Source organism: Oceanobacillus sp. FSL K6-0251, from assembly GCF_038004725.1.
GTDB lineage: Bacteria > Bacillota > Bacilli > Bacillales > Amphibacillaceae > Oceanobacillus > Oceanobacillus oncorhynchi.
In genome coordinates this window covers 4,284,216-4,307,829 of record NZ_JBBORS010000001.1, presented here as the reverse complement: position 1 = coordinate 4,307,829, position 23,614 = coordinate 4,284,216, and the positions used below count along the sequence as shown (strand labels likewise).

Below are 23,614 nucleotides of genomic sequence, written 5' to 3'. Positions count from 1 at the left end.
CTGCTGCACAATCATGTAATCGATTGTGCAGCAGTTTCTTTTCTAATGTTTCTTATAACAAGCTTCTATTTATGCCGTTGTATACATTTCATTCACTTGCTTTTGCAGCTTTTTATCCTGTACATATTCATCATAAGCCATTTCTTTATCCACGATGCCATTCGGAGTAATCTCCATAATACGATTTGCGATACTGTTGATAAATTCATGGTCATGTGATGTAAAGACAAGAGATCCTTTGAATTTAACAAGCCCATTATTTAATGCTTGAATGGATTCAAGGTCAAGGTGGTTTGTCGGCTCATCCAAAATAAGCACATTCGCTTCGGAAAGCATCATTTTAGAAAGCATACAGCGGACCTTTTCGCCTCCGGACAGTACATTTGCTTTTTTCTTCGCTTCTTCTCCGGAAAATAACATTCTACCTAAGAAACCGCGCAGAAATGTTTCTGTTTCGTCCTCCGGAGAGTATTGACGCAGCCAATCCACTAACGATAAGTTTACACCGTCAAAGAACTCGGAATTATCTTTCGGGAAATAGGACTGGGAAGTCGTGATTCCCCATTTGTAAGAACCTTCGTCCGGCTCTAATTCTCCGGCAATAATCTGCAATAGCGTGGTATTGGCAATATCATCCTTGCCAACAAGCGCTACTTTATCATTTGGATTTAGTGTGAAGTTAATCTTATCCAGTACTTTCACACCATTAATCGTTTTAGATAAATCTTTTACTTGTAATAAATCATTTCCAATTTCACGCTCTGGGGTAAAGGCGATATATGGATATTTTCTAGATGACGGCTTAATATCGTCCAGCGTAATATTATCAAGCATTTTCTTACGTGACGTTGCCTGCTTCGACTTCGAAGCGTTCGCACTAAAACGGGCGATAAATTCTTTTAACTCTTTAATTTTCTCTTCTTTTTTCTTATTAGATTCTTGAGCCATACGGGATGCAAGCTGGCTGGACTCGTACCAGAAATCATAGTTTCCAACGTAAAGTTGAATTTTCCCATAATCGACATCTGCAATTTGCGTACATACTTTATTTAAAAAGTGACGGTCGTGGGATACAACGATAACCGTATTTTCAAATTGAATCAAAAATTCTTCCAGCCATTGAATTGCCTGAATGTCTAATCCGTTTGTCGGCTCATCCAGAAGAAGAATATCCGGATTGCCGAATAAGGCTTGCGCAAGTAATACTTTTACCTTTTGTTCTTCAGGAATCTCAGCCATTTTTAAATCATGAACAGATTCTTCTACACCAAGTCCTTTCAGAAGCACGGCAGCATCGGACTCTGCTTCCCATCCGTTCATTTCTGCAAATTCACCTTCCAGCTCAGCAGCACGAATGCCATCTTCTTCGCTGAAGTCTGCTTTCATATAAATTGCATCTTTCTCCTGCTTTACATTATATAAACGCTCATGGCCCATCAAGACAGTCTCTAAAACAGGGTGCTCTTCGTAAGCATAGTGATCCTGTTTTAAAACTGTCAGACGCTGTCCGGGTGTCAGTGATACATTACCGGATTGCGGCTCGATTTCACCTGAGAGAATTTTCAGGAAAGTAGATTTCCCTGCACCATTTGCTCCAATCACACCATAGCAATTTCCAGGGGTGAATTTTAAATTAACATCTTCAAAAAGCTTCTTATCACCATATCGTAAACTAACATTAGTTACTGTTAACATATTTTATATTGCCTCCAAAAAATCGTTATCAGAATAAGCTTACGTTATTTGAGATAACAATGCAAGATAAGACGGTTAAATAATTGATGTCGTATCCTATAATTTAAGGTGAGCAGAGAAATAGACCGGAAGGCTTAGTCAAAAATATGACGCTGGGTTATTACAGGAAGGTAAAATAACAGGTATCATCAAAGTAAGTTAAGGAAATATGTTATTCATTATCCTCTAAAACCGGGTTGGGAAGCAAAGAGGTGTGAATGCCAGCAAAAAATGGTACACAAGCGGGATGCCAATTCAGATTATTTTCATATACTAGGAAATAAGAACATGCTGAAGAAATATCGATAGATGAAAGCAAGCGACCGAAAGGAATCTGATGCTGCGATGAAAAAGTACAAGGCGTATCGAAAGCATATTAAGAAAAAATCATGCCGATTTAGAACAGCCAATGAAACTTTTTTTAAATGTAATACGTAAATAAATGGTAGAAGAACAATTTATATAGAAGAGAAAAAAATGAACACGACATTTCCTCATTAATGAAGGATGCAGTGATTTGAAAAAAGCAATTTTGCTGAAAAACGTTAGGTTTACTAGTTTACCTAATTTTTTGTATCAGCTGTTGTATATTAAAAAGCTTTTGTATATATTAATAAAAAGGGGTATGTCCAAAGAGGGGGAACACGTAGATGAAAAGCAAGTCGGTTTATTTGCTGTTTACCGATACAGGAAGCTATCTGTCACGATTAATTCATCTGTATACCCATGAGCCTTTAAACCATGTTTCTATAGCTTTAGATAGAGAATTAACAGAAGTTTATAGCTTTGGGAGAAAACAGCCTAATAACCCATTTATCGGCGGCTTTGTGAAGGAGGATATTTTCTCGCCGTACTTAAATCAGTCCAGGTGTGAAATTTACGAGCTTAAAGTCACTGAAAAAGAATATGAATATATTAAAACCTTTATTCAGCATATAGAGATTGATAAAGAGAAATACCGTTATAATTTTATCGGTCTGTTCGGGGTTATGATGAAAATAAAAATTACACGGCAGACAGCCTTTTTTTGCTCACAGTTTGTGGCAACCATTTTACAAAATGTAACGAGCCTTCCGCTGACAAAAGATCCTTATTTTACAACACCAGAGGATATTCGGAGTGCTCCTAATTTAAAGCTTATCTATGAAGGGGTATTATTACATTATAAAGACATAGATTCGTTATCACTGACAGAACAGCCATCATTATCTTATATTTCTAATTTATAAATGTCATGATAAGGCATCTAAAAAGCACAGCGTCTCACTGGAGGCGCTGTGCTTTTTTGGGTTTCATTCAAACAAGTCCTGCATCGCGTCCATGCTGACATCTTGAATGCCAAGAGTTTCATAAGGGACGACAAGTTTCATGGTAATATTATTTGCTTCTAAGTCCATATGGTGTACAGCAACATCGAAATTCCCCTGTAATTCCATATCAGTAACAGCTACATAAATTTCCTGGCTGTCTGGATCAATAGTTACCCATTCAGGCATTGGCAAAAAGCGATCCATATATTCCATGATTTTTTTGTTCGGCAGCTCTAACAGTCCAACGGATATCGACTTTTGCTGTAGGATAAGGTCCCCATTTGCCTGTTCAATCGGTTCAAAACGGACGGATAAAGGCACCGTAGAGGAGAAAACAGGCAGTTCTCCCATCAGATGCACATCATCTTCAAGCAAAATACGGTAATGATGCTCTGTTCCCTCCAGTAATTTTTCAATATAAGCATTGACTAGATTATTTAAGTTTTGCTTGGTTGTCTGAATATAAAACTCAGAGCTTTCCTGCTCGTCTATCATGGTATTTGGAGGGAATGCATTATTGGAAACCGGCCAAAAAATAAGTACCAGCAGAACCAGCAGGATAAGGCCGTTAAAGATGAGGAGACCGAAAAACCCGGCCCTCCATTTATTATTGATTTTTATTTGTCTGTTCTTTATTCTCATTATGTTTTCATCCCAACTTAATTAAAATATTCCAGAATACGTTCAGCCATTAAATAATATCCGTCATAATTAGGGTGGAAATTATCTTCTGCAAATAAGTCTGCAGCATCGTCATCAAATAAATCATCAATTGGAACAAAAGTGCTGTTTTCATTTTCGCTGACAATTTCTCTTCCGATATCATTCCAATTCAGAACGATTTGATCCAATTCCGGGATATCCTCAAAATAATTTTTAAAAGGATTAAATATACCTAATAGATAAATAGAAGCATCCTCATTAAGGGAACGGATCGTATCAAATATCTCATGTAATCGTTCTTCATAGGATGTTTGTTCTTCATTGAAATAGCTGATCTCTAAATCCATGATATTTTCCTTCAGTACTTGCATAATATCATTCGCACCGATGGTTATGATAATCATATCTGCTTCTTCTAAAGCCTCAGCTAATGCAGGTTCTTCCTCCAGACGGTGAAGCAGCTGGTCCGTTCGGTTTCCGCGCTTTCCGAAATTTTGAAAATGAACGTTGGTATCAAGAACCTGGAGTGTTCTGTCTAATATCCCGACATACCCTCCCTGATCTGTATCGTCCCCTACCCCTTGCGTCAGGGAGTCTCCGAGTGCCACAATATCTACATCTTCCTCCGAAGCAAATTCAAATGTATTTTCTAAATCTTCGTCGACAGCGATTGGAGTATTTTCCTGCTCTTCAACGTCCCCCATAACCTCTTCGCTCTCTTCGGGTGTTTCTTCCTCATTTTCTGTTTCTTCAGGCGTAATTTGTTCTCTTAATGCTTCTTCTTTTTCCCGTTGTTCCGAGTTTAATTGAAAATAGGGCAGCTGTAAAATTGCAAAAACAGCAATAGCGGTAATCAGAGTGGAGCTAATGAGAATAAACCATTTCTTTTTCGTCATTTTCATCATCACACCTACGTGTTCTTTTCTTCTAGTTTATGTTGGAACAAATAAAATTACCTAAGAATACGAAAAGGAAATTAAATTTGTTATATGTGTATTTGCAAAATGGATTGGTAAAGTTTCATAGAATATATGCGTCTTCTTATAGTCTTATTTTAATCAAGGATAATCAATACTAAACAGATTAAATGAAAAACGCCTTCTAATTTTTAAGCTAGAAGACGTAACCACATTATAGTATAACATAAAACGAAACATCAATCAGTGGGAGTGTTGTTTTTCTCCATGATAAAATTACCCGCCTTTCTTAACAATAAAACATGGAAATGTTCTATAAAAGAAAGGCGGGGAAGGATGTTGTTTTTGTATTTAACGTCCGGAGCTGCGTAATTCAAGAGCAAATTGCGCCGGCTGAACGGTCGAAAGAATAAACACTTCAGATGATACTTCAGGAGCAGAAGCTGTGAATAAAATCGTGCCCTGATAAGCTGCGTTTTCTTCTGGTGTCTGTTTACCTTCCTGCAGCCATATTGCATCAGCTCCTGTTAATATATCTGTTGTCACTTCATCGATATCTGCCGCAGGAATTACCTCATAGCCTAATTTATAGAGAGGAACAATTTCTTCGTCCGCGATGCCGACAGTAATAATCCGCTTTTTGCGGACACCTTCGCTGCGGTCAAATGGGGATTGAAGTAAATTTTGCACTGCTATTTCCTCGGCTGATTTTTGATTGCCCTGTGATTTTCCTGTTGCTTTATCAATGGCCTGATCCAAGTCAGCTACAATATCGTCAAATGACTCTAAACCAATGGATAAACGGACCAATTCTTCCGTTGTACCGCTTTTTGCCAAGTCCTCATCTGTCAATTGCTGATGGGTTGTAGAAGCAGGGTGGATAATAAGCGATTTGGCATCCCCCACATTGGCGACATGAGACCAGAGCTGCACATTATCGATTAGAGTACGGCCTGCTTCTCGTCCGCCTTCAATACCAAATGTAATAACTGACCCAAAACCGCCCTTTAAGTATTTTTTAGCAAGCTGATGGGAGGGATGTGATTCCAGCCCCGGGTAGTTGATCCATTCTACAGCAGGGTGATTTTCCAGGTAAGCTGCTATTTTTTCTGCATTTTCGCTATGCTTCCTGATGCGTAAGTGTAAAGTTTCCAGGCCTTGCAGTAATAAAAAGGCATTTTGCGGACTAAGCGCAGGTCCGATGTCACGTAATAATTGGACGCGCAGCTTGGTAATGAATGCAGCAGGACCTAAATCCGCATATTTTAAGCCATTATAGCTCTCATCCGGCTCGATAAAATCAGGGAATTTATCATTATTCCAATCAAATCTGCCGCTGTCGACAACGACACCGCCGATGGTTGTGCCGTGTCCGCCAATCCATTTCGTGGCGGAGTGAACCACAATATCCGCACCCCAGGTTAACGGCTTGGCAAAATAAGGGGCAAATGTATTATCAATAATTAAAGGAATGCGATGATTATGAGCAATATCAGCCACCGTTTCGACATCAAAAACATATAAACTTGGATTAGTGATGATTTCTCCAAAAATTGCTTTTGTTTTATCTGTAATTGCAGCCTCAATAGCATCCGGGTCAGTTCCATCTACAAATTTTACATTGATTCCATAACGGGGGAGCGTGTTGGCAAATAAGTTATACGTCCCGCCATATAGATTGCTGTCCGCGATAATCTCATCACCGGCACGGGTGATATTTAAAATCGCCATCGTAATAGCTGCCATCCCGGAAGCTAGACCTAAAGCACCGACTCCGTCTTCTAATTGTGCAATCCGCTGCTCAAATGTATCTACCGTCGGATTCATAATTCGAGTATAGATATTACCTGGCTCTGCTAATCCAAATAAGTTTTGTGCATGCTCTGTATCACGAAAAACATAAGAGGTTGTTTGATAGATTGGAACAGCACGTGCTCCGGTTGTCGGGTCTGGAACCTGCCCCCCGTGTAACAAAATCGTTTCGTCTTGCTGTACTGGATAGTTTGACATTGTATTTCCTCCCTTTTTATTGAAAACACTCTTTTACCTGAAAAAAGCTCTCTTCTATAATGAAGAGAGCTCTGATAACTGACTTAGAACCCTCTCTTATCTTTCAGATGATATATCTGTAGGATGGAGCACCTGAATGTTCAAGTTGCCGGGCTTCACAGGGCCTATTCCCTCCGCCGCTCTTCATAAGAGATTCTGCTAAATATTTTGAAATTACTTGCGAGTATATAGTTTTACAGGTTAAAAGTCAAGTGTTTTACTAGGGATTAATAGATGAAATAAAGTGAATCTTCCTTCAGCGGGGATTTCTTTCATCCTTACTGAAGGAATTATCACAAAAGTATGACCTAAAGGCCTTTGGACGAACCGGGCCGTTACTGGCTGAAAACTATGCCTTTCTTCTTTTTCTCCGCGGTGCATCCCGGTAAATACTGGCCATATAGATAATAAGTGCAGCCCAAATCAAAGCAAAGGTAATCATATGATGTACCGTAAAGGTTTCATTATATAGAAATACCCCCAGAAAGAACATAATTGTCGGTGCCACATATTGTAAAAAGCCAACCATTGCCAATGGAATCCGTTTGGCCCCTGCAGCAAACAGCAGTAAAGGTATTGCTGTAACACCCCCCGCGCCTATAAGTAAAAGATTGTCCGATGTAAACAAAGGAGAAAAAGTAAAAGATCCTTCTGACGGAACAAATAGTAAATACAATAGAGCAATCGGAGCCACTACAAGTGTTTCAATAGTAAGTCCATACATTGCATGCAGATGGAGTGTTTTTTTAATCAATCCATAAAAGCCAAAGGTGATGGCCAATAACAGCGAAATCCAAGGGAACACACCATAGCTCAGTGTTAAATAAAGTACGCCGATACCGGCAAGGATGAACGATAAGACCTGTCCTTTCGTTGTCTTTTCTTTCAATACAAATACCGCTAATAAAATGCTGATCAAAGGATTGATATAGTACCCTAAGCTGGCCTGCAGCACATGTCCATGCTGAACCGAAAAAATAAATAGAAACCAGTTAATAGATATAACGATGGAAGCTGTAATGATAGCGATGGTTTTCTTTTTATCTTTTTTCAGCTCGTGGACCGTTTCAATCAGTTCACGCCAATTACCTGTCACCAGTACTAAAAAAATCATGAAAATTAAGCTCCAGACAATCCGGTGGGCTAGTACTTCGCCAGCTGGAACATGTTCAAGAAACTTCCAATAGATTGGAAAGATTCCCCATAATAAATAAGCAGCAAAGGTAATAACCGCTCCCTGTTGTAAAGATTTATCCTCCATTATCCATTCCTGCCTTCTGAAAAAATTAAACTAAAACCAATATTAAAACTTTATGAGGCAGGAAGCAATAACTTTTAAATAATGTATTCCGTAAAACGAAGCTTCATGGAGCGGGAGCTTTGTTTTCTTTGTACGAAATATTAGATATTTTTTTGAGCCGGAAACATTTCCAACAGCACAGGAATACTTTATCATAAAGAGAGAGACTTATCTGAATTATTACCTTTATCAGGATCGGGGAGAATATAAATGAGCAAAAAGTTTAAACATATGGAAACAGCAATGATTCACGAAGGGTACGATTCCAAAGAGCTGCTTGGCAGTTTAACACCGCCCATTTTTCAAACATCTACATTTACCTTTGACACAGCGGAGCAGGGGGAGGCACGTTTTGCCGGAGAGGAAGAAGGACATGTCTATACGCGTGTCAGTAATCCGACCGTGCAAATACTGGAACAAAAGCTGGCCGCATTGGAAAAGGCTGAAAAAGGACTGGCATTTGCCTCGGGGATGGCTGCCATATCTGCCGTTTTGATTGCACTCACCAAAGCAAATGACCATATTATTTGCTCGTCCGGACTATACGGCTGTACCTTTGGACTGTTGTCGATGATGGATAAAAAATATAATATCCAGACAGATTATATAGCTATGACAGATGCGGAAAGTATAGAGGGAAAAATCAGGCCAGAAACAAAGGTATTTTATATTGAGACGCCGATTAACCCGACAATGGAAGTAATTGATTTGAAATTAGTGATTGATATTGCTAAGCGGCATAATATTTTAGTTGTGGTGGATAATACATTTTCTACACCGTACCTGCAGCGTCCGTTGGAATTGGGGGCAGATGTGGTAGTGCATAGCGCGACAAAATATTTAAGCGGTCATGGTGATGTGATTGCGGGCATCGCCGCAGGAAATCACGAATTAATGGAGCAAATCGCAGCAACGACGCAAAAGGATATTGGCGGTGTGCTTTCGCCGTTTGATGCCTGGCTGGTTGTTCGCGGAATGAAGACATTGCCGCTCCGAATGGATAAACATTCGGATAATGCCCTGCAAATTACAGAAAAACTAAAGCAGCATCCAAAGATTAAGCATGTATTTTATCCGGGTGATCTGGATGCGGAAGGCTATTCAATTATGAAAAAACAAATGAAATCTGGCGGAGGCACCTTATCTTTTGAGATAGACGGCGGAAAGAAAGAAGCGCAGACTTTTCTGAATAAACTTCAATTTATAAACATCGCTGTCAGTCTTGGAGATACAGAAACATTGATTCAGCATCCGGCAACCATGACACATGCTGTGATTCCTGATGAACAACGCCGGAAAATGGGAATAACAGACGCTCTGATTCGGTTATCTGTCGGAATAGAGGCATGGCAGGATATTTGGGAGGACTTGGAGCAGGCGCTGACATAATTAAAATAGGGGATTCAGTTATTTGCCGGAAAAAGAACGTTTTATATAGAAGAAATAGCAGATACGCAAGCTATGGGTAAAACGAAACTTCATTAACCCTTTCACGCTGAATGAAGTTTCGTTTTGTGCTATGATAAGAGCAGAATTCCCTTTTTTATTGGAAAAGAAGTGATGGGAGCAGGATATATGGGCGTTTACTCAATCATAATTGGATTAATTTTTGTTATAAATATTGCGTTAGCTATATCCATTATTTTTCTGGAAAGGAAGGATCCGACCTCTTCATGGGCATGGGTAATGGTATTGCTGTTCATCCCTATTTTAGGATTTATTCTTTATTTAATTTTTGGACGGCCCATCAGTAATCGCCGGATATTCAAATGGGATCAGCGGAGCCGGATGGATGTGAAGAAGGCTGTACAAAAACAAATCAATGCCATTGAGGATGACGCTTTCCTGTTAAATCATGACGATTTAAAAAAACATCAGGATTTAGTCTATCTTCATCTCCGTAATGACAATGCTGTTTATACAGATAATAATGGCGTAGATATTTTTACAGATGGACATGAAAAATTTGAGGCTCTTTTAGAAGATATCAATCGGGCAAAGCATCATATTCATGTACAATATTATATTATGCGGAGTGACGGGCTAGGGAGCAGGCTTGCGAATGCATTAATAAGAAAAGCAAAAGAGGGGGTATGCGTCCGGCTTTTGTATGATGATATGGGCTCCAGGTCACTTAAGAAAAGCTACATAAAAAAATTAAAAGAAGCGGGCGTTCTGGTAGAAGCATTTTTCCCATCGAAATTTATTATTAATTTTAAAATCAATTACCGGAATCATCGCAAGCTCACGATTATTGATGGAGAAATCGGATACATTGGCGGTTTTAATGTTGGAGATGAATACCTGGGAATGAAAAGCAAATTTGGTTATTGGCGTGATACTCATTTGCGGGTGATAGGTGATGCAGTGCAAAGTATGCAGACACGCTTTGTATTGGATTGGAATCAGGCCTCGAAGCAGAAAATTCCTTACGAAGAAGAGCATTTTCAAACCATCTCTGGAGGGAATATAGGGATGCAGATTGTCTCCAGCGGACCCGATTCGGAGTATGAGCAAATCAAAAACGGATATATTAAGATGATCATGGAAGCAGAAGAGTATATCTATATTCAGACACCTTATTTTATACCAGATGAAAGCTTGCGTGATGCACTGCGTATTGCCGTGCTATCCGGAGTAGATGTCAAAATTATGATTCCCAATAAACCGGACCATCCCTTTGTTTACTGGGCAACCATGTATTATTGCGGGGATCTGCTTGGCGCCGGTGCAGAGATTTTTATTTACCAGAATGGATTTCTGCATGCTAAAACCATTATTGTCGATGGAAGAATAGCTTCTGTCGGTACGGCAAATATTGATGTAAGAAGCTTTCGGCTCAATTTTGAGGTCAATGCATTTTTATATGATATTGAAGTTGTGCGTCGGCTGATGGTCGATTTCGACAAAGATTTGGCGCATTCTACACAAATGACGAAAAAGTTATATGACAAACGTTCTATCGGAATTCGTTTTAAGGAATCCGTCTCGCGTTTAATATCACCAGTTTTATAAGACAAACTAGACAGCAGGAGGCAATATAAATGAAAGCAAAACCTTGTTCCGCATCATTAGCTTTAAAAACAACACATATCCTTCCGCCGGATACGAATCAATATGATACGTTATTTGGCGGAAAATTAATGGCGCATCTTGATGATATCGGTGCGATTGCAGCAGTAAAGCATGCAAATAGCCCGGTGGTAACAGCTTCTACGGATTCTGTAGATTTCTTAGCGCCTGTAAAAGTTGGCCAATATATTTCGATTGAAGCATTTGTGACCTGGACACATCACACCTCCATGGAGGTATTTATCCGGGCAATCACCGAAGATATCCGGACCGGGGAAAGAACAGCATGTACAACAGCGTTTATGACGTTTGTAGCGATTGATGAAGCGGGCAAACCGATTAAAGTGCCATCCGTTTATCCGGAAACCGACGATGAAAAGATGCTTCATGAAAGTGCACCGCTGCGTGCCAACCGCCGTGCGGAGCGGAGAAAGCAATCTAAGCAGCTTGCAGAAACCTTTGGAACCGTCTATGGAACAGAAAAATAAGATAGATCGTAAAAAGCCGGTTAAAATCACAACATATGATTTTAACCGGCTTTTTATATATTGTATTACACTTTTTCCCGATAAGAATACCAGTCAGCAATTGAATAACTATCCGCTGTTCGCAGCTCTTTAATGACAAAATGGCGTCCTGCGCCTTTATTTAAAATAGCCATGTCCAGCGTTGCAAGGGACTGCTTTCGGTGAAGCAGATGCTGTTTCTGCTGCAAGGCCTGGATCCTTCGATGCGGAATAATCGCAGTATCCTTGCTGATTGTTCGTGTCTGAATCGTTATCTGCTGTTCATCAATCGCATAGCCGATGGATTTGAATACAGCAAACCCCATTATCCCGAGGACCAGCATAATAATTGCAGGTATCCAGATATAGGATACGAAGAAAATACCTGTAATGATAACAGCTAATAACGGAAGATTGATGGACCGCCATAGATAATAAGGTAAGGCTTTTTTCGGCGGATGAATCAGATTCTCCGTACGATAGCTATACTCCGGTAAAAATTCACTTAGAAAAGCTGCAAATTCTTTCTTGCGGAGCAGCGGGAAAATAATCGTATTTACTTCCTGACTGCTATTTATCTCTCCGCTTGCAATTTCAACATAAGGTCTGGCAAAGCCAAATAGTTGATGAATAGGGGATTCCTTCATCCCCACTGCCTGTATTCTTTTTAATGGAATGGTTGTTTGTTTTTTCTCTAATAACCCTCTGGTAATAAATAGTTCTTTTTCATAACGGGTAATGGTAAAATTCCAATCTTTAATCACCGTATATAGAATACTTAATAACCATAGAAAGATGAGAACGATAATCGCTAAAATAATGATAATTTGCATGCCGAGAGACAGAAGCCAGCGTGTCGCATCATCGTAAAATTGGTCTGGAATCAAAGTTTCAACCTGAGAAAAGGCAACCCCGAAGAGCCCGATTAAAATTCCGAAGCTTGCTGAGGTGGAGCCGGTAATCAACAGGGCTTGAATTGTTATTGTCCGTTTAGGGAGGTGAGCTTCATCCTGCTCCTGCTGTTCGTTATCTGATACCTCGGTTTCCAGCTCCCCGGTTTCCGGTACGTGTTTCTTGTATTTTAATTCATCATGCAGCATGCGCCCGTCCTCCATACGGACCGCAGACAGCGCGGCATCTGTAGAGGAGTCATTCCCTGCAGTTTCAATGGCTACTTTGGTTAACCCGAAGATGCGGTGAATAACATTCTGTGATAAATCAATAGACTGAATCCGATGCTTGGAAATCGTGCGTTTTTTACGAATGAGAATTCCGCGTTCGATACGTAACTGGTCTTCCTCTAATTGATAGGTGAAACGAAGCCATGATAAAAAGCTGAATAAAATAATTAATCCGATGATTACAAGCAAACCGATTATCAGATAAAAGGTATTACTGTTTCTGATAATGACAATAGCAATAGGTAAAAGCCCAATGATAGATTGTTTCAATGATTGAATAATATTAAATATTACTGCAGCGGGGTGCAGTCGTTTCGGATTAGACATCATCTTGCTCCACCCTTGCTAATTCAGAAATTTGATCGCGTAAATCATATGCTTCCTCTTCTAATAAAGCAGGTATCTGATGTGTTGTCGCTGCCGTTGATATTTCCAGGGTGGCCAGCTTATATTTTTTCAAGACGGGCCCTTGCTGTGTATCGACATGCTGGACACGAATCATTGGTACAATTGTCCGCGTTACTATAAGAATCCCATGTTGTATGTAAATCTCCTGATCGTAGACCTGATAACGCCATCTGCGCCATCTTAATTTTGGAATAATCAAAGCGGTGATGATCCATTCCGCCACGGTAAGACCGGCAATGATGAAAACAATCCAGAGCGGCAGAAAATCGAAAATAATATACACAACAATTGCTCCAATGGTTATCAATAAAAAGATGAGTGCATATATATGTGCTGTAAGCTGCCATGCTTTGATAGCATCTGTAGCAATTTTTACATTAGGCTGTTCCCGCATGCATTTCCACTCCTTGTTTTTTGACTGCTTCTATCATACAACAGATGGGGAGGTTTAGAAAAAAATTTAAGAATAGCTTAAGAAAATCCAAATATATCAGTGAACCGCCGTCTATCCATAAAATCATTAGGAGAAATATAGGATAAAGATTCATCATACATTTGGATTTTTTAAAGAAATAAGAAAGCATAAAAAAATGCTGAATATAGCCGCTCCAACGGATCTCATGGGGTGAGTAATCTTAGACCCCAGAAATACACTTCCCTTCCCGTAGGCCCCAAGCTCATTTCCTTTAGAGAAGACTTGCTGATTGGCAAACCGACAGGCGCAGACAGAAGCAAAGTCGCACTTATGCCCCGCGGGTAGAAAAAAAGAAGTTCGCTTTTTTTTCTGCGGGGTCTTCCCACTGGGACTGGGACTGCGATTACTCGTCCCACCGAAAACCGTCGTAGCGGACATCTCCTTGGCAAGAACACCGATGTTTTAAAGATCAAGTTGTGTTTTTGTTTTTTTATAAGGTAAGAGATTTCTATATCCGGATAAAGGAGAGGTTTACTTCACTTCGTTATCTGCTGCATCATCTGCTGAGACATATTCTTCCGCCCAGCGCTGAATATCTTTAATAACAGGCTCCAGTGCTTTTCCTTTCTCTGATAAGGTGTATTCAATACGAACTGGAAATTCCGAATAGATATTCCGCTCGACAATCCCTTCTTTTTCCAGTAATTTCAAACGATCCGATAGTAAACGGCCGCTGATTGGGAGATCTGCTTCCATCTCTGAAAAACGTTTTGCCCCTTTTAATAGTTCAAATAAAATAAGACCGACCCAGCGTGTACTTAATAAGACCATTGCTTTTTCAAAACGTGGACATAATTGATTCATTTTTCCACCCCCATAAAACAATCTTGTATCTAAAATGCGTGATATATACATTAGTTACGAAAAGTAATCTAATGATAGGGTATCATAAATAGGAGAGGTAGTAAATGAAAGCCGGAATGGGGGATAACGAATTCCATGTTTTCTTTAGAAATATTCAAAGGGATATGAAATAATAGGGTATGATAAGAAAGAAAAATAAATTTGTAAATATGGAGGGACGCATAAATGGTTCAGGCACAGGTACAAGAAAAATATGCAGAATTAACATTGAAAAAAGGGGTTAATTTACAAAAAGGACAAGCTGTCATGATCAATGCCCCGATTGAAGGAGCAGAATTTACACGGATTGTGGCCCGTAAAGCATATGAAATGGGAGCAAAGGATGTCCATATTAACTGGGTGGATGATGAGCTTACCTTGTTAAAATACGAGAATGCACCGGATGAAGTAATTACGAATTATCCGGAATGGAAAGTGAAATTGCATGATACATTTGCAGAAGACGGCGCTGCCGTTGTAAATATTCGCTCCACCAATCCGGATTTATTAAAGGATATTGATCCATCCCGTGTTGCCAAAGCAACTAAAGCTGCCGCTGAAGCAATGGTGAACTTCCGTAAATATACAATGAATGACCGGATTCCATGGACGATTATTTCTATCCCTTCAAAGGATTGGGCAAAGAAAATCTTCCCTGATAAATCAGCAGAGGATGCGGTTGCCAGCCTTTGGGAGGCTATCTTAAAAATTGTCCGTGTTGACCAGGACGATCCTGTTGCAGCATGGGACAAGCATAATGAAACATTAAGAACCGCCAGAGAAGTGTTAAATAAGAAAAGCTATCAAAAATTAATTTTTCAAGCACCTGGTACAGACCTAGAAATGGAGCTGCCGGAGGGGCATATCTGGAAAGGCGGATCGGCCGTAGCAGAGACGGGAGTCACCTTTAACCCGAATATGCCGACAGAAGAGGTTTTCTCCGTACCGCATAAATATGGGGTTAATGGTACCGTATCCAGCACAAAACCATTAAACTATGGCGGAAGCTTAATTGATAACTTCTCCTTAACCTTTAAGGATGGAAAAGTAGTTGATTTTCAAGCAGAGCAGGGAGAAGAGGTCTTGAAGCATTTACTGGATTCGGATGAAGGAGCCCGCCGTTTGGGGGAAATTGCGCTGGTTCCGGACGAATCTCCAGTATCGCAATCCGGGCTTATTTTCTATAACACGTTATTTGATGAGAATGCATCCTGTCATATTGCGTTAGGGAAAGCTTACCCAACGAATCTCGAAGGCGGAGCTGCAATGGACTTAGAGGAGTTAGACAAGCATGGCGTGAACGACAGTCTGGTCCATGTCGATTTTATGATTGGATCAGATAAAATGGACATTGACGGAATTACTGCAGATGGGAAATCAGAGCCGGTTTTCCGTAACGGGACTTGGGCGCTTGATATGAAGTAATTAAACAAAATAGTAATCAAAAAAAGGCAGCAAGATTTTTTAAAATATCTTGCTGCCTTTTTTAATGGCTTAAGAGCTTTTTTCTTTCGCCATAAACTTATCATTCTTTACTAGAACTGCTTTGATTTTGCGATAGGTGTAATCTTCCGGCAGAGCCTCTTTCAGCTCCTTCAATCCAGTTGGATCAATTTCTTCGTGCTTGGATAAAATTTTGCCTTCTTCCTCGGTATTAAAGAATAGATTCCAATTCAGCGTATATCCCTTGTGGAAAGCCTGAAAAATATGTGATTCAATGGTCAGCTCTTTTAAATCCCGGATGGAAGCAATTTCTCGAATCGTTTTTCCTTTTTGCAGGAGCTCATATGATATTTGATAGGACGGCCGGTCATCCGCATCCTTTGCTTTCGCAGCCTTTTGATAATGAATGGCAGTAGGGGCTTTGTAATCCGGGTTTTTTTCTTTCCATTCGGCAACAGCTTCCAGGAAGGCTTCTCCATAGAGGTCATATTTCTTTTGTCCTACTCCTTTTAACCGTAAGAATTCATCCTTATCTTCTGGAAGATAGCGGGCCATTTCTTTTAATGTCATATCTGAAAACAGCACATAAGGTGGCAAATCCAGCTCCTGAGACATCGATCTTCTTAACTGGCGCAGTGATTCAAAGAGATCATCACTGTAATCTGTTTCACTGACAGCAGGGACATCCTGGATAAACATGGTAACATTCTCTTTTCCGGTCAGGATGTCCATGGACTTCCGGTTTAGTTTTAAAACAGGAAACTGCCCTTCCTCTGCGGATAAGCATTCTTCAGCGATTAAGAAGTGGATTCTTTCTGTAATTTCCTTCTCCGTATATTTGGATAAGATGCCGTAAGTAGATAATTTCGATAAGCCAAACTGAATCAGCTTTTTATCCTTTGAACCTTTTAAAACTTTCGCTGTCATGGAAGCGCCAAAGCGTTCACGCATGCGCTTCACGCAGGATAAAATCATTTGCGCTTCTTCGGTAATATCCTCTAACTCTCCTTGCTTCAGGCAATTGCTGCAGCGTCCGCAAGATACAGAAGATGCGGCCGACCCCATCTCGAAATAGTTTAAAATATAACTGTATAAGCAGTTTTGTGTACGACAGTAGTTCACCATTTTATTCAATTTTTGATATTCCCGCTGTGTTCCTTCTTCATCCAAATCGGATTTCTCAATCAAAAATTTTTGAGTATGGATATCTTGAGGAGAGAAAAGCAGGACACAGTTGCTCGGCTCGCCGTCGCGTCCTGCTCTTCCTGCTTCCTGATAATACGATTCCATATTCATCGGAATGGCATAATGAATAATAAAGCGGACATTTGATTTATCAATCCCCATTCCAAACGCAGTCGTAGCAACCATCAACTCTGTCTGGTCAAAGATAAAGGCCGTTTGCGCAGCCTGCCGTTCCTGCTCGGACAATCCGCCGTGGTACTTGGATACAGCATAACCTTTCCCTTTTAGGACATCATAGACATGTTCGACCTGTTTTCGTGTTGCTGCATAAATAATACCGACTTCTCCCTGATGTTTTTTCAGATAGGAAAGAATATAATCTATTTTATTTACCCCTTTTTCGATAAAGAAGGAAAGATTTTTTCTTTCAAAGCCAGTATGCACTGTATTTGCAGGAGCGATATGTAAAAGAGCCTGTATGTCTTCAATTACTTCAGGGGTCGCTGTCGCGGTAAGCCCCATAACCGTTGGATTGCCGCCAATCTCCTGGAGAATAGGAACGATAGAGCGGTAGCTTGGACGGAAATCATGACCCCACTGGGATATACAGTGCGCCTCATCAAAGGCAATCAGAGATATATTAGTCTGCTGCAAGGCTTGAATAAAAGCCCCTGATTCAAAACGCTCTGGAGCAACATAAACAAATTGATAGCGATTTTGCTGCATCGCCATTAAACGCTGATACTGCTCACCTGCAGAAATGGAGCTGTTAATATAAGTTGCTGCTGCCCCGAGGGCATGCAGTCCGTCAACTTGGTCCTTCATCAGTGAAATAAGCGGTGAAATGATAATTGCTGTTCCGTTCATCGCAAGCCCGGGTACTTGATAACAGAGTGATTTTCCGCCACCGGTCGGCATCACAGCAAGGACATTTTCACCTTGATCAATTGTATCAATAACTTCAGCTTGTCCAGGCCGAAAACTGGAGTAACCAAAGTAATTCTGTAAAATATTTAAATACTTTTCCATAGATAAATCTCCCTTATTGAGGTTGGTTGAGGATGCGAATATTCATCCCATTAAACCGCTGGGGCTGGGATTACCATTGTTGTCAGGTTAATGAATTTTCTTAAATATTATTTAGATAGTAATAAAACCTATCTAGCGTAGTGTTTTTCCACAGCGGCCGCATTAACCTGAAAACATTGAGACCTGCGATTACTCGGTCTATTAAAACCGTTGCTACGATTACTCGCCCCATTAAAACCGCTGTAGCATGAATTGCTGATATAGGAAAGAATAGCTTGAGTTTATTATTTCGAGTTTGTATATGTTAGATAATTACATCATTATTCTACTTTCTATCCTAGAACGTTTTAGCCCGAAAGTAAAGTAAGGAAAAAGGGCAAATAACAGCTGGAAATGCTGTCAAAAAGCAAATATGACGTAAGGAAATGTTAATTTTTCGATGGACAACTTCATATGAATTTACATTTCCCTGTTTCATCTTTAAAATATGCTATATCTTTTTGAAAAGGAGGAGGATATATGGTACCTTCTTTGCTGTTTGAATTAATGTTGATTGGCTTATTAGGTGTCGCTTCCCAATGGGTCGCATGGCGCTTTCGTATGCCGGCTATCGTTGTGATGGCTGCTACAGGACTAATCATTGGCCCTGTTTTCGGATTAATTAACCCAGAACAGGATTTTGGGGACTTGTACAGTCCGCTTATCTCTGTTGCTGTAGCAATTATATTATTTGAAGGAAGCTTAAATTTAAGCTTTAAAGAATTACGCGGAATTGGAAAACCAATCTTCCGGATATCTACGGTAGGAGCATTTATTGCCTGGATTTTAGGGTCGCTGACCGCTCATTATATTGCCGGATTATCCTGGGCAGTTGCCTTTGTGATTGGCGGTTTGTTTGTTGTGACTGGTCCGACCGTTATTATGCCTCTTTTACGTCAGGCGAAGCTGAAAGCACGTCCGGCGAAGGTTTTAAAGTGGGAAGGGATTATTGTTGATCCAATTGGAGCGTTGCTTGCGGTTTTTGCTTTTGAAATTATTACGTTTATCACCGCATCTAATCCCGAAGCTAGTCAGATTTTATTATTCTTCGCAGGCTCTCTATTTGCCGTTTTCTTAGGCTGGATATTAGGACGCGGACTTGGCTGGATGTTCGAAATGGGGCATGTGCCTGAATTCCTAAAATCTCCGACAGTTGTCGTTGTTGTCTTATTCTGTTTTACCATTGCGGATGTCATTATGCATGAGACGGGACTTTTATCTGTCACTGCGATGGGAATTACCTTGGCAAATATGGGGATTCGCTCTGTATCGGATATGCGCCATTTCAAAGAAAATATTTCGGTACTGCTGATTTCAACCATTTTTATTATGCTGACAGCCTCGCTGGATGTGGCAACGATTATGCAAATTTTTAACCCTCATATTATTGGCTACGTATTATTGATGATGTTTGCTGTCCGTCCCTTATCTATTTTCTTGTCAACTATTGGAACTGGGCTTAGCCTTAATGAAAAAGTGCTGATTGGCTGGATTGCACCGCGGGGAATTGTTGCACTAACGGTTTCTGGTTATTTTGCCGGGGTGTTAACAGAAGCAGGCTATGAGGATGCATCTATTCTGACGGCATTAACCTTTGCGCTGGTTATCTTTACGGTTATTGCGCATGGATTTTCTATCGGCTGGCTTTCTAAAAAGCTGAATCTGTCGAATAAAGGGAATCCGGGAGCGCTTATTGTCGGAAGCAATCCATTTACGATTCAATTGGCTAAATCATTAAAAGAAGCAAATTATCCGTCTATCATTGTAGATTCTTCGTGGGAAAATCTTTCTCTGGCAAGAAAAGAAGGCCTGCAATTTTATCATGGGAGCATGTTGTCCGAGCAGACAGAGCATCATCTCGATACGATTCCATACGAGTATTTATTAACACTGACGCATGATAAATCGTATAACTCGCTCCTCTGTACAACGTTTCTTCCGGAATATGGAAGAACTAATGTGTTTAAAGTGAGTCCGTACACAACATTCAAGGATAATGGATACTCAACTGGTATGGTTTCACAGGTTGGCGGCCGTATTTTATTTGATAAAAAATTCTCTTTGGAGGATCTAATCGATAAAGCGGAAAATGGGTTTACTGTGCGGCAGACAACACTCACTGATAAATTCACATTTGAACACTACAAACAGGCAAAAGATCCGGAGACGGTATATTTATTCTTAATCAAACCATCCGGACAGCTGAAGTTTTTCTCTGAGGAAATGCGTACTGTACCCGCATCAGGAGATAAGATTGTCAGTTTGACCAAAGGAAAAGTAAAATAAATTTTAAAGAAAACCAAGCTAAAAAAGCGCATGGTCGCCTTGGCAGTTATGCTTATACTTTATTGCTTAAATTTTTATACTCTCGTAAAGTGCAAAAAAGATATAAGATATTATAATTTCTTTATAAGTAAAAAGCTGCCTTTCTGATAGAGCAGTCAGAAAGGCAGCTTTTGCTTAAAATATATTACTTGTTCTCCACGTAAATAACTATAACTAATTAAAACAAAGAAATAATAGTCAAATATTTAAAATGCAGATATTATAAAAAGTAGTTGACCTGTAATTTTAAAAATATTATAATAACAAAATAAGAAAGCGCCTGCATGATATGAGTAACTACGATTACCCTTCGTGGATCCCTTATATTACCTGCATTGTATTAAAGGAGACTTATCTGTTGTATCATTCAAATACAGTCTATATTATCGGCGATGCCAAAGCTTCACAGAATAATCCAATTACAAAAAAGTATAGTCAATTTTTTGTAGCGCTAGTGGTAGACTTTCAAACAGATGAAATTGTGGATTGCGAATGTTCGTCTACCATTCAATTAACGAATCATTTCGTTAAATCTCTGTTTATTGGTGAGGCAATGGGCAACTCTTTAATAGAAGAGTCCATTCGCAAAAGGTATCACGGTTCATCACAAAAAGCCCTGCTCGTAGCCTATCGAGATGCTGAATATAAATATACTCAAGTAAAAGCTGCTTTAACTAAAGAAACCTAGTTGAAATCCAGTCTAACTAAAATTTTATTTTAGTTAGACTGGATTTTTTTTCGCTAAATATGGATGATTCAATAGATTGGTATTTGTGAGGATGGAAATTTTGAAGAAAGGGGCTATATAGAAAACATTAGGGGATTAGAATCATAAAAAAATCTTAAATGAAAGTGAGGAGGAATAATATGATTACGGATGGATTTATTTATATTGCCGTCTTAGTAGCTCTAGCCGCTTTGATGGTAGGGATAGAAAGTAAATTTAGCTCAAATCGATTTTTTAAATTTATACCAGGTATTGTTTTGATTTATATTGGTGCAGCTTTGTTACAGACTATTGGTTTATTTGATAATGAGGCTACAGAATCATCTTATGTAGCAGTGAAAGATGCTTTACTACCCGCTATGTTAATGTTGATGTTATTAAAATGCGATATTCGAAGCATCATTAAATTAGGCCCTCGTATGTTAGGTGGTTATTTTGTTGCAGTAATAAGTATAATTATTGGCTTTACGGTTGTTTATCTTATATTTAATCAATTATATGCTGCCGATACTTGGCGCGCTTTTGGGGCCTTGGCAGGTAGCTGGACTGGCGGCAGTGCAAATATGGTTGCTTTACAAGATATTTTACAAGTTCCGGAAAATATCTTTGGATACATTTTAATGATGGATACAATTAATTATGCTGTTTGGGTGATGTTTATGTTTTGGCTGGTCCCATTTGCTGGTGCATTTAATCGGTGGACCAAAGCAGATATAACGATGATTGACAATGAATATGAAACAAATGAGGCATCATCAGATAATCAGGGGATTGAATTTAAACATATTATTTACTTGCTGGGGATCGGTCTGTTTGTTTCAGCATTAGCAACACTAGCCGGAGATAACTTACCTGAACTCGGCGATGTATTTAGTGCTACAACATGGACTATTTTAATCGCTTCTGTTGTTGGACTGGTACTTGGTCAAACTCGTTTATCTAAAATTCCAGGTGCTTTAGATGTTTCGAATGTCATGCTGTATATCATTATAGCTTTAATTGCTTCCCATTCAGATTTCTCACAAATTGCCCAAGCACCTATTTATATTATTTCTGGTTTCTTAATTATGCTTGTTCATTTAATTATTATGCTCCTGCTAGGTAAATTATTTAAGTTAGATTTGTTTACATTAGGAATAGCTAGTTTAGCTAATATTGGAGGTATGGCGTCGGCACCGATGCTTGCAGCAGCATATAGTAAGACTCTGATTCCTGTGGGGGTCATCATGGCATTGATAGGTTCGTTTTTAGGCACTTATTTTGGAATGCTTGTTGGGAAAATCCTTGAAATGCTTTAAAGAATGATAGGATACGAAATTGACACTAAAAGGAGAATATAAATTGTTTATTGAAGATATAAGAACTTCTCGCAGGAAAATACCGCTGCATACACCATTTAAGACAGCGCTGAGAACTGCAACATATATAGAGAGTATTACTGTGACTATTTATTTAGAAAATGGATTAGCTGGAAGAGGAGAAGCTGCTCCTACGTGGGTAATCACTGGAGATTCATCAGAAAGTATTCAAGCAGCATTAGAAGGACCAATTAAACAGGCGATTCTGCAGCAGGATATACGACATTTTCAATCGTTGCTGGTTGCTATTCAAAATAGTTGTATTGGAAATACAAGTGCTAAAGCAGCTGCTGATATTGCTTTACATGATGTATACAGCAGATGGATGGGGGTCCCGCTTTATCAATTATTAGGAGATTATCAATCACTTAAGACATCTATGACAATAGGCGTGGATGACCCAAAAAAAATGGCGAAAGATGCCGACAAGTGGGTGGAAAAAGGCTATACAAGTTTGAAAATTAAAGTTGGTGCAAAACCAGAGCTTGATATGGATAGAATCCTGGCTATTAGAGAAGTCATTCCTTCTGAAATATTGCTTAGATTAGATGCAAATCAAGGATGGACACCTAAACAAGCAGTACAGTTAATTCAAGAAATGGAGCGTATAAATGCTGGAATTGAATTTATCGAGCAGCCGGTAAAAGCAAATGATTTGGAAGGTCTTAAATTTGTTACAGATAATGTGAAAACACCTATAATGGCGGATGAAAGTATATTCTCTCCACAAGATGCTTTTAAGATTATTCAAGGGCATTACGCAGATTTAATTAATATAAAATTAATGAAATCTGGCGGTATCTATAACGCATTAATCATTGCTGATCTTGCAATGGTCAATCAGGTTCCATGTATGATTGGCAGTATGATGGAATCAAGCTATTCTGTCGGAGCAGCAGCTCATTTTGCAGCCGCCCATCCAAATGTTATATATTATGATTTAGATGCTCCATTATGGTTAACAGAAAAGCCTGAGGTGATTGAATATCAGGGAGAGAAGGTTTCCCTATCAACAGGTGAGGGGATTTCTGGTGTAGATAAGTAGAACGA

The 23,614-nt window shown here is 39.5% G+C and carries 18 protein-coding genes and 1 riboswitch; of the genes, 9 read left to right on the top strand and 9 right to left on the bottom strand.

Annotation, left to right across the window (positions count from 1 at the left end):
* Positions 1-69 precede the first annotated feature (69 nt).
* Positions 70-1,695, bottom strand: a complete 1,626-nt coding sequence (locus tag MKY45_RS21040) for an ABC-F family ATP-binding cassette domain-containing protein (protein ID WP_042529311.1) — start codon at positions 1,693-1,695, stop codon at positions 70-72.
* Between the two features lie 689 nt (positions 1,696-2,384).
* On the opposite strand from MKY45_RS21040, the gene MKY45_RS21035 reads away from it, so the two are divergent.
* Complete coding sequence (locus tag MKY45_RS21035; RefSeq protein WP_042529313.1) at positions 2,385-2,963, top strand: hypothetical protein; 579 nt, start codon at positions 2,385-2,387, stop codon at positions 2,961-2,963.
* Positions 2,964-3,026: 63 nt separating this feature from the next.
* On the opposite strand, the gene MKY45_RS21030 is transcribed toward MKY45_RS21035, so the two are convergent.
* The 4 genes from MKY45_RS21030 to rarD form a co-directional block, all read right to left on the bottom strand.
* Positions 3,027-3,686: a YpmS family protein gene (locus MKY45_RS21030; RefSeq protein WP_042529315.1), complete on the bottom strand. Its 660-nt coding sequence runs from the start codon at positions 3,684-3,686 to the stop codon at positions 3,027-3,029.
* Positions 3,687-3,703: 17 nt separating this feature from the next.
* Complete coding sequence (locus tag MKY45_RS21025) at positions 3,704-4,603, bottom strand: SGNH/GDSL hydrolase family protein (RefSeq protein ID WP_244882322.1); 900 nt, start codon at positions 4,601-4,603, stop codon at positions 3,704-3,706.
* A gap of 372 nt (positions 4,604-4,975) precedes the next feature.
* Positions 4,976-6,634 carry an O-acetylhomoserine aminocarboxypropyltransferase/cysteine synthase family protein gene (locus MKY45_RS21020; RefSeq protein WP_042529319.1) on the bottom strand — a complete coding sequence of 553 codons (1,659 nt, stop codon included), beginning with the start codon at positions 6,632-6,634 and terminating at the stop codon, positions 4,976-4,978.
* A 93-nt stretch (positions 6,635-6,727) separates the two neighbouring features.
* Positions 6,728-6,826: riboswitch (SAM riboswitch) on the bottom strand.
* A gap of 196 nt (positions 6,827-7,022) precedes the next feature.
* Positions 7,023-7,934 carry an EamA family transporter RarD gene (gene rarD / locus MKY45_RS21015; RefSeq protein ID WP_042529321.1) on the bottom strand — a complete coding sequence of 304 codons (912 nt, stop codon included), beginning with the start codon at positions 7,932-7,934 and terminating at the stop codon, positions 7,023-7,025.
* 249 nt (positions 7,935-8,183) lie between these two features.
* On the opposite strand from rarD, the gene megL reads away from it, so the two are divergent.
* The 3 genes from megL to MKY45_RS21000 all read left to right on the top strand — a co-directional run bounded on the left by megL (position 8,184) and on the right by MKY45_RS21000 (position 11,533).
* Positions 8,184-9,362, top strand: a complete 1,179-nt coding sequence (megL, locus tag MKY45_RS21010) for a methionine gamma-lyase (protein WP_341173377.1) — start codon at positions 8,184-8,186, stop codon at positions 9,360-9,362.
* 186 nt (positions 9,363-9,548) lie between these two features.
* Positions 9,549-10,988: a cardiolipin synthase gene (gene cls, locus MKY45_RS21005; RefSeq protein ID WP_042529325.1), complete on the top strand. Its 1,440-nt coding sequence runs from the start codon at positions 9,549-9,551 to the stop codon at positions 10,986-10,988.
* 29 nt (positions 10,989-11,017) lie between these two features.
* Positions 11,018-11,533 (top strand): acyl-CoA thioesterase, encoded by a 516-nt coding sequence (locus tag MKY45_RS21000; protein WP_042529327.1) that lies wholly within the window; start codon positions 11,018-11,020, stop codon positions 11,531-11,533.
* Positions 11,534-11,598: 65 nt separating this feature from the next.
* Here the strand turns inward: MKY45_RS21000 and MKY45_RS20995 are convergent, their stop codons facing one another.
* From MKY45_RS20995 to MKY45_RS20985, 3 genes are all read right to left on the bottom strand, one after another.
* Positions 11,599-13,062 carry a PH domain-containing protein gene (locus MKY45_RS20995; protein WP_052484870.1) on the bottom strand — a complete coding sequence of 488 codons (1,464 nt, stop codon included), beginning with the start codon at positions 13,060-13,062 and terminating at the stop codon, positions 11,599-11,601.
* Positions 13,052-13,534 carry a PH domain-containing protein gene (locus MKY45_RS20990; protein WP_042529332.1) on the bottom strand — a complete coding sequence of 161 codons (483 nt, stop codon included), beginning with the start codon at positions 13,532-13,534 and terminating at the stop codon, positions 13,052-13,054. The genes MKY45_RS20995 and MKY45_RS20990 overlap by 11 nt, the downstream gene beginning before the upstream one ends.
* A gap of 552 nt (positions 13,535-14,086) precedes the next feature.
* On the bottom strand, positions 14,087-14,419 hold the full coding sequence (locus tag MKY45_RS20985) for a winged helix-turn-helix transcriptional regulator (protein ID WP_193064735.1): 333 nt from the start codon (positions 14,417-14,419) through the stop codon (positions 14,087-14,089).
* 225 nt (positions 14,420-14,644) lie between these two features.
* Here MKY45_RS20985 and MKY45_RS20980 point away from each other — a divergent pair, with 225 nt between their 5' ends.
* Entirely contained in the window at positions 14,645-15,883 is a 1,239-nt protein-coding gene (locus MKY45_RS20980) for an aminopeptidase (RefSeq protein ID WP_193064734.1), read from the top strand.
* Positions 15,884-15,952: 69 nt separating this feature from the next.
* On the opposite strand, the gene recQ is transcribed toward MKY45_RS20980, so the two are convergent.
* Positions 15,953-18,115: a DNA helicase RecQ gene (gene recQ / locus MKY45_RS20975; RefSeq protein ID WP_256705238.1), complete on the bottom strand. Its 2,163-nt coding sequence runs from the start codon at positions 18,113-18,115 to the stop codon at positions 15,953-15,955.
* 519 nt (positions 18,116-18,634) lie between these two features.
* Here recQ and MKY45_RS20970 point away from each other — a divergent pair.
* The 4 genes from MKY45_RS20970 (at position 18,635) to MKY45_RS20955 (ending at position 23,609) form a co-directional block, all read left to right on the top strand.
* Positions 18,635-20,440 carry a cation:proton antiporter gene (locus MKY45_RS20970; RefSeq protein ID WP_042529341.1) on the top strand — a complete coding sequence of 602 codons (1,806 nt, stop codon included), beginning with the start codon at positions 18,635-18,637 and terminating at the stop codon, positions 20,438-20,440.
* Between the two features lie 397 nt (positions 20,441-20,837).
* Positions 20,838-21,167, top strand: a complete 330-nt coding sequence (locus MKY45_RS20965) for a DUF3870 domain-containing protein (protein ID WP_042529344.1) — start codon at positions 20,838-20,840, stop codon at positions 21,165-21,167.
* 179 nt (positions 21,168-21,346) lie between these two features.
* The gene (locus tag MKY45_RS20960; RefSeq protein WP_042529346.1) at positions 21,347-22,504 is read left to right on the top strand and encodes a DUF819 family protein; all 1,158 of its coding nucleotides are present in this window, start codon (positions 21,347-21,349) and stop codon (positions 22,502-22,504) included.
* Between the two features lie 43 nt (positions 22,505-22,547).
* Complete coding sequence (locus MKY45_RS20955) at positions 22,548-23,609, top strand: dipeptide epimerase (RefSeq protein ID WP_042529348.1); 1,062 nt, start codon at positions 22,548-22,550, stop codon at positions 23,607-23,609.
* Positions 23,610-23,614: the final 5 nt, after the last annotated feature.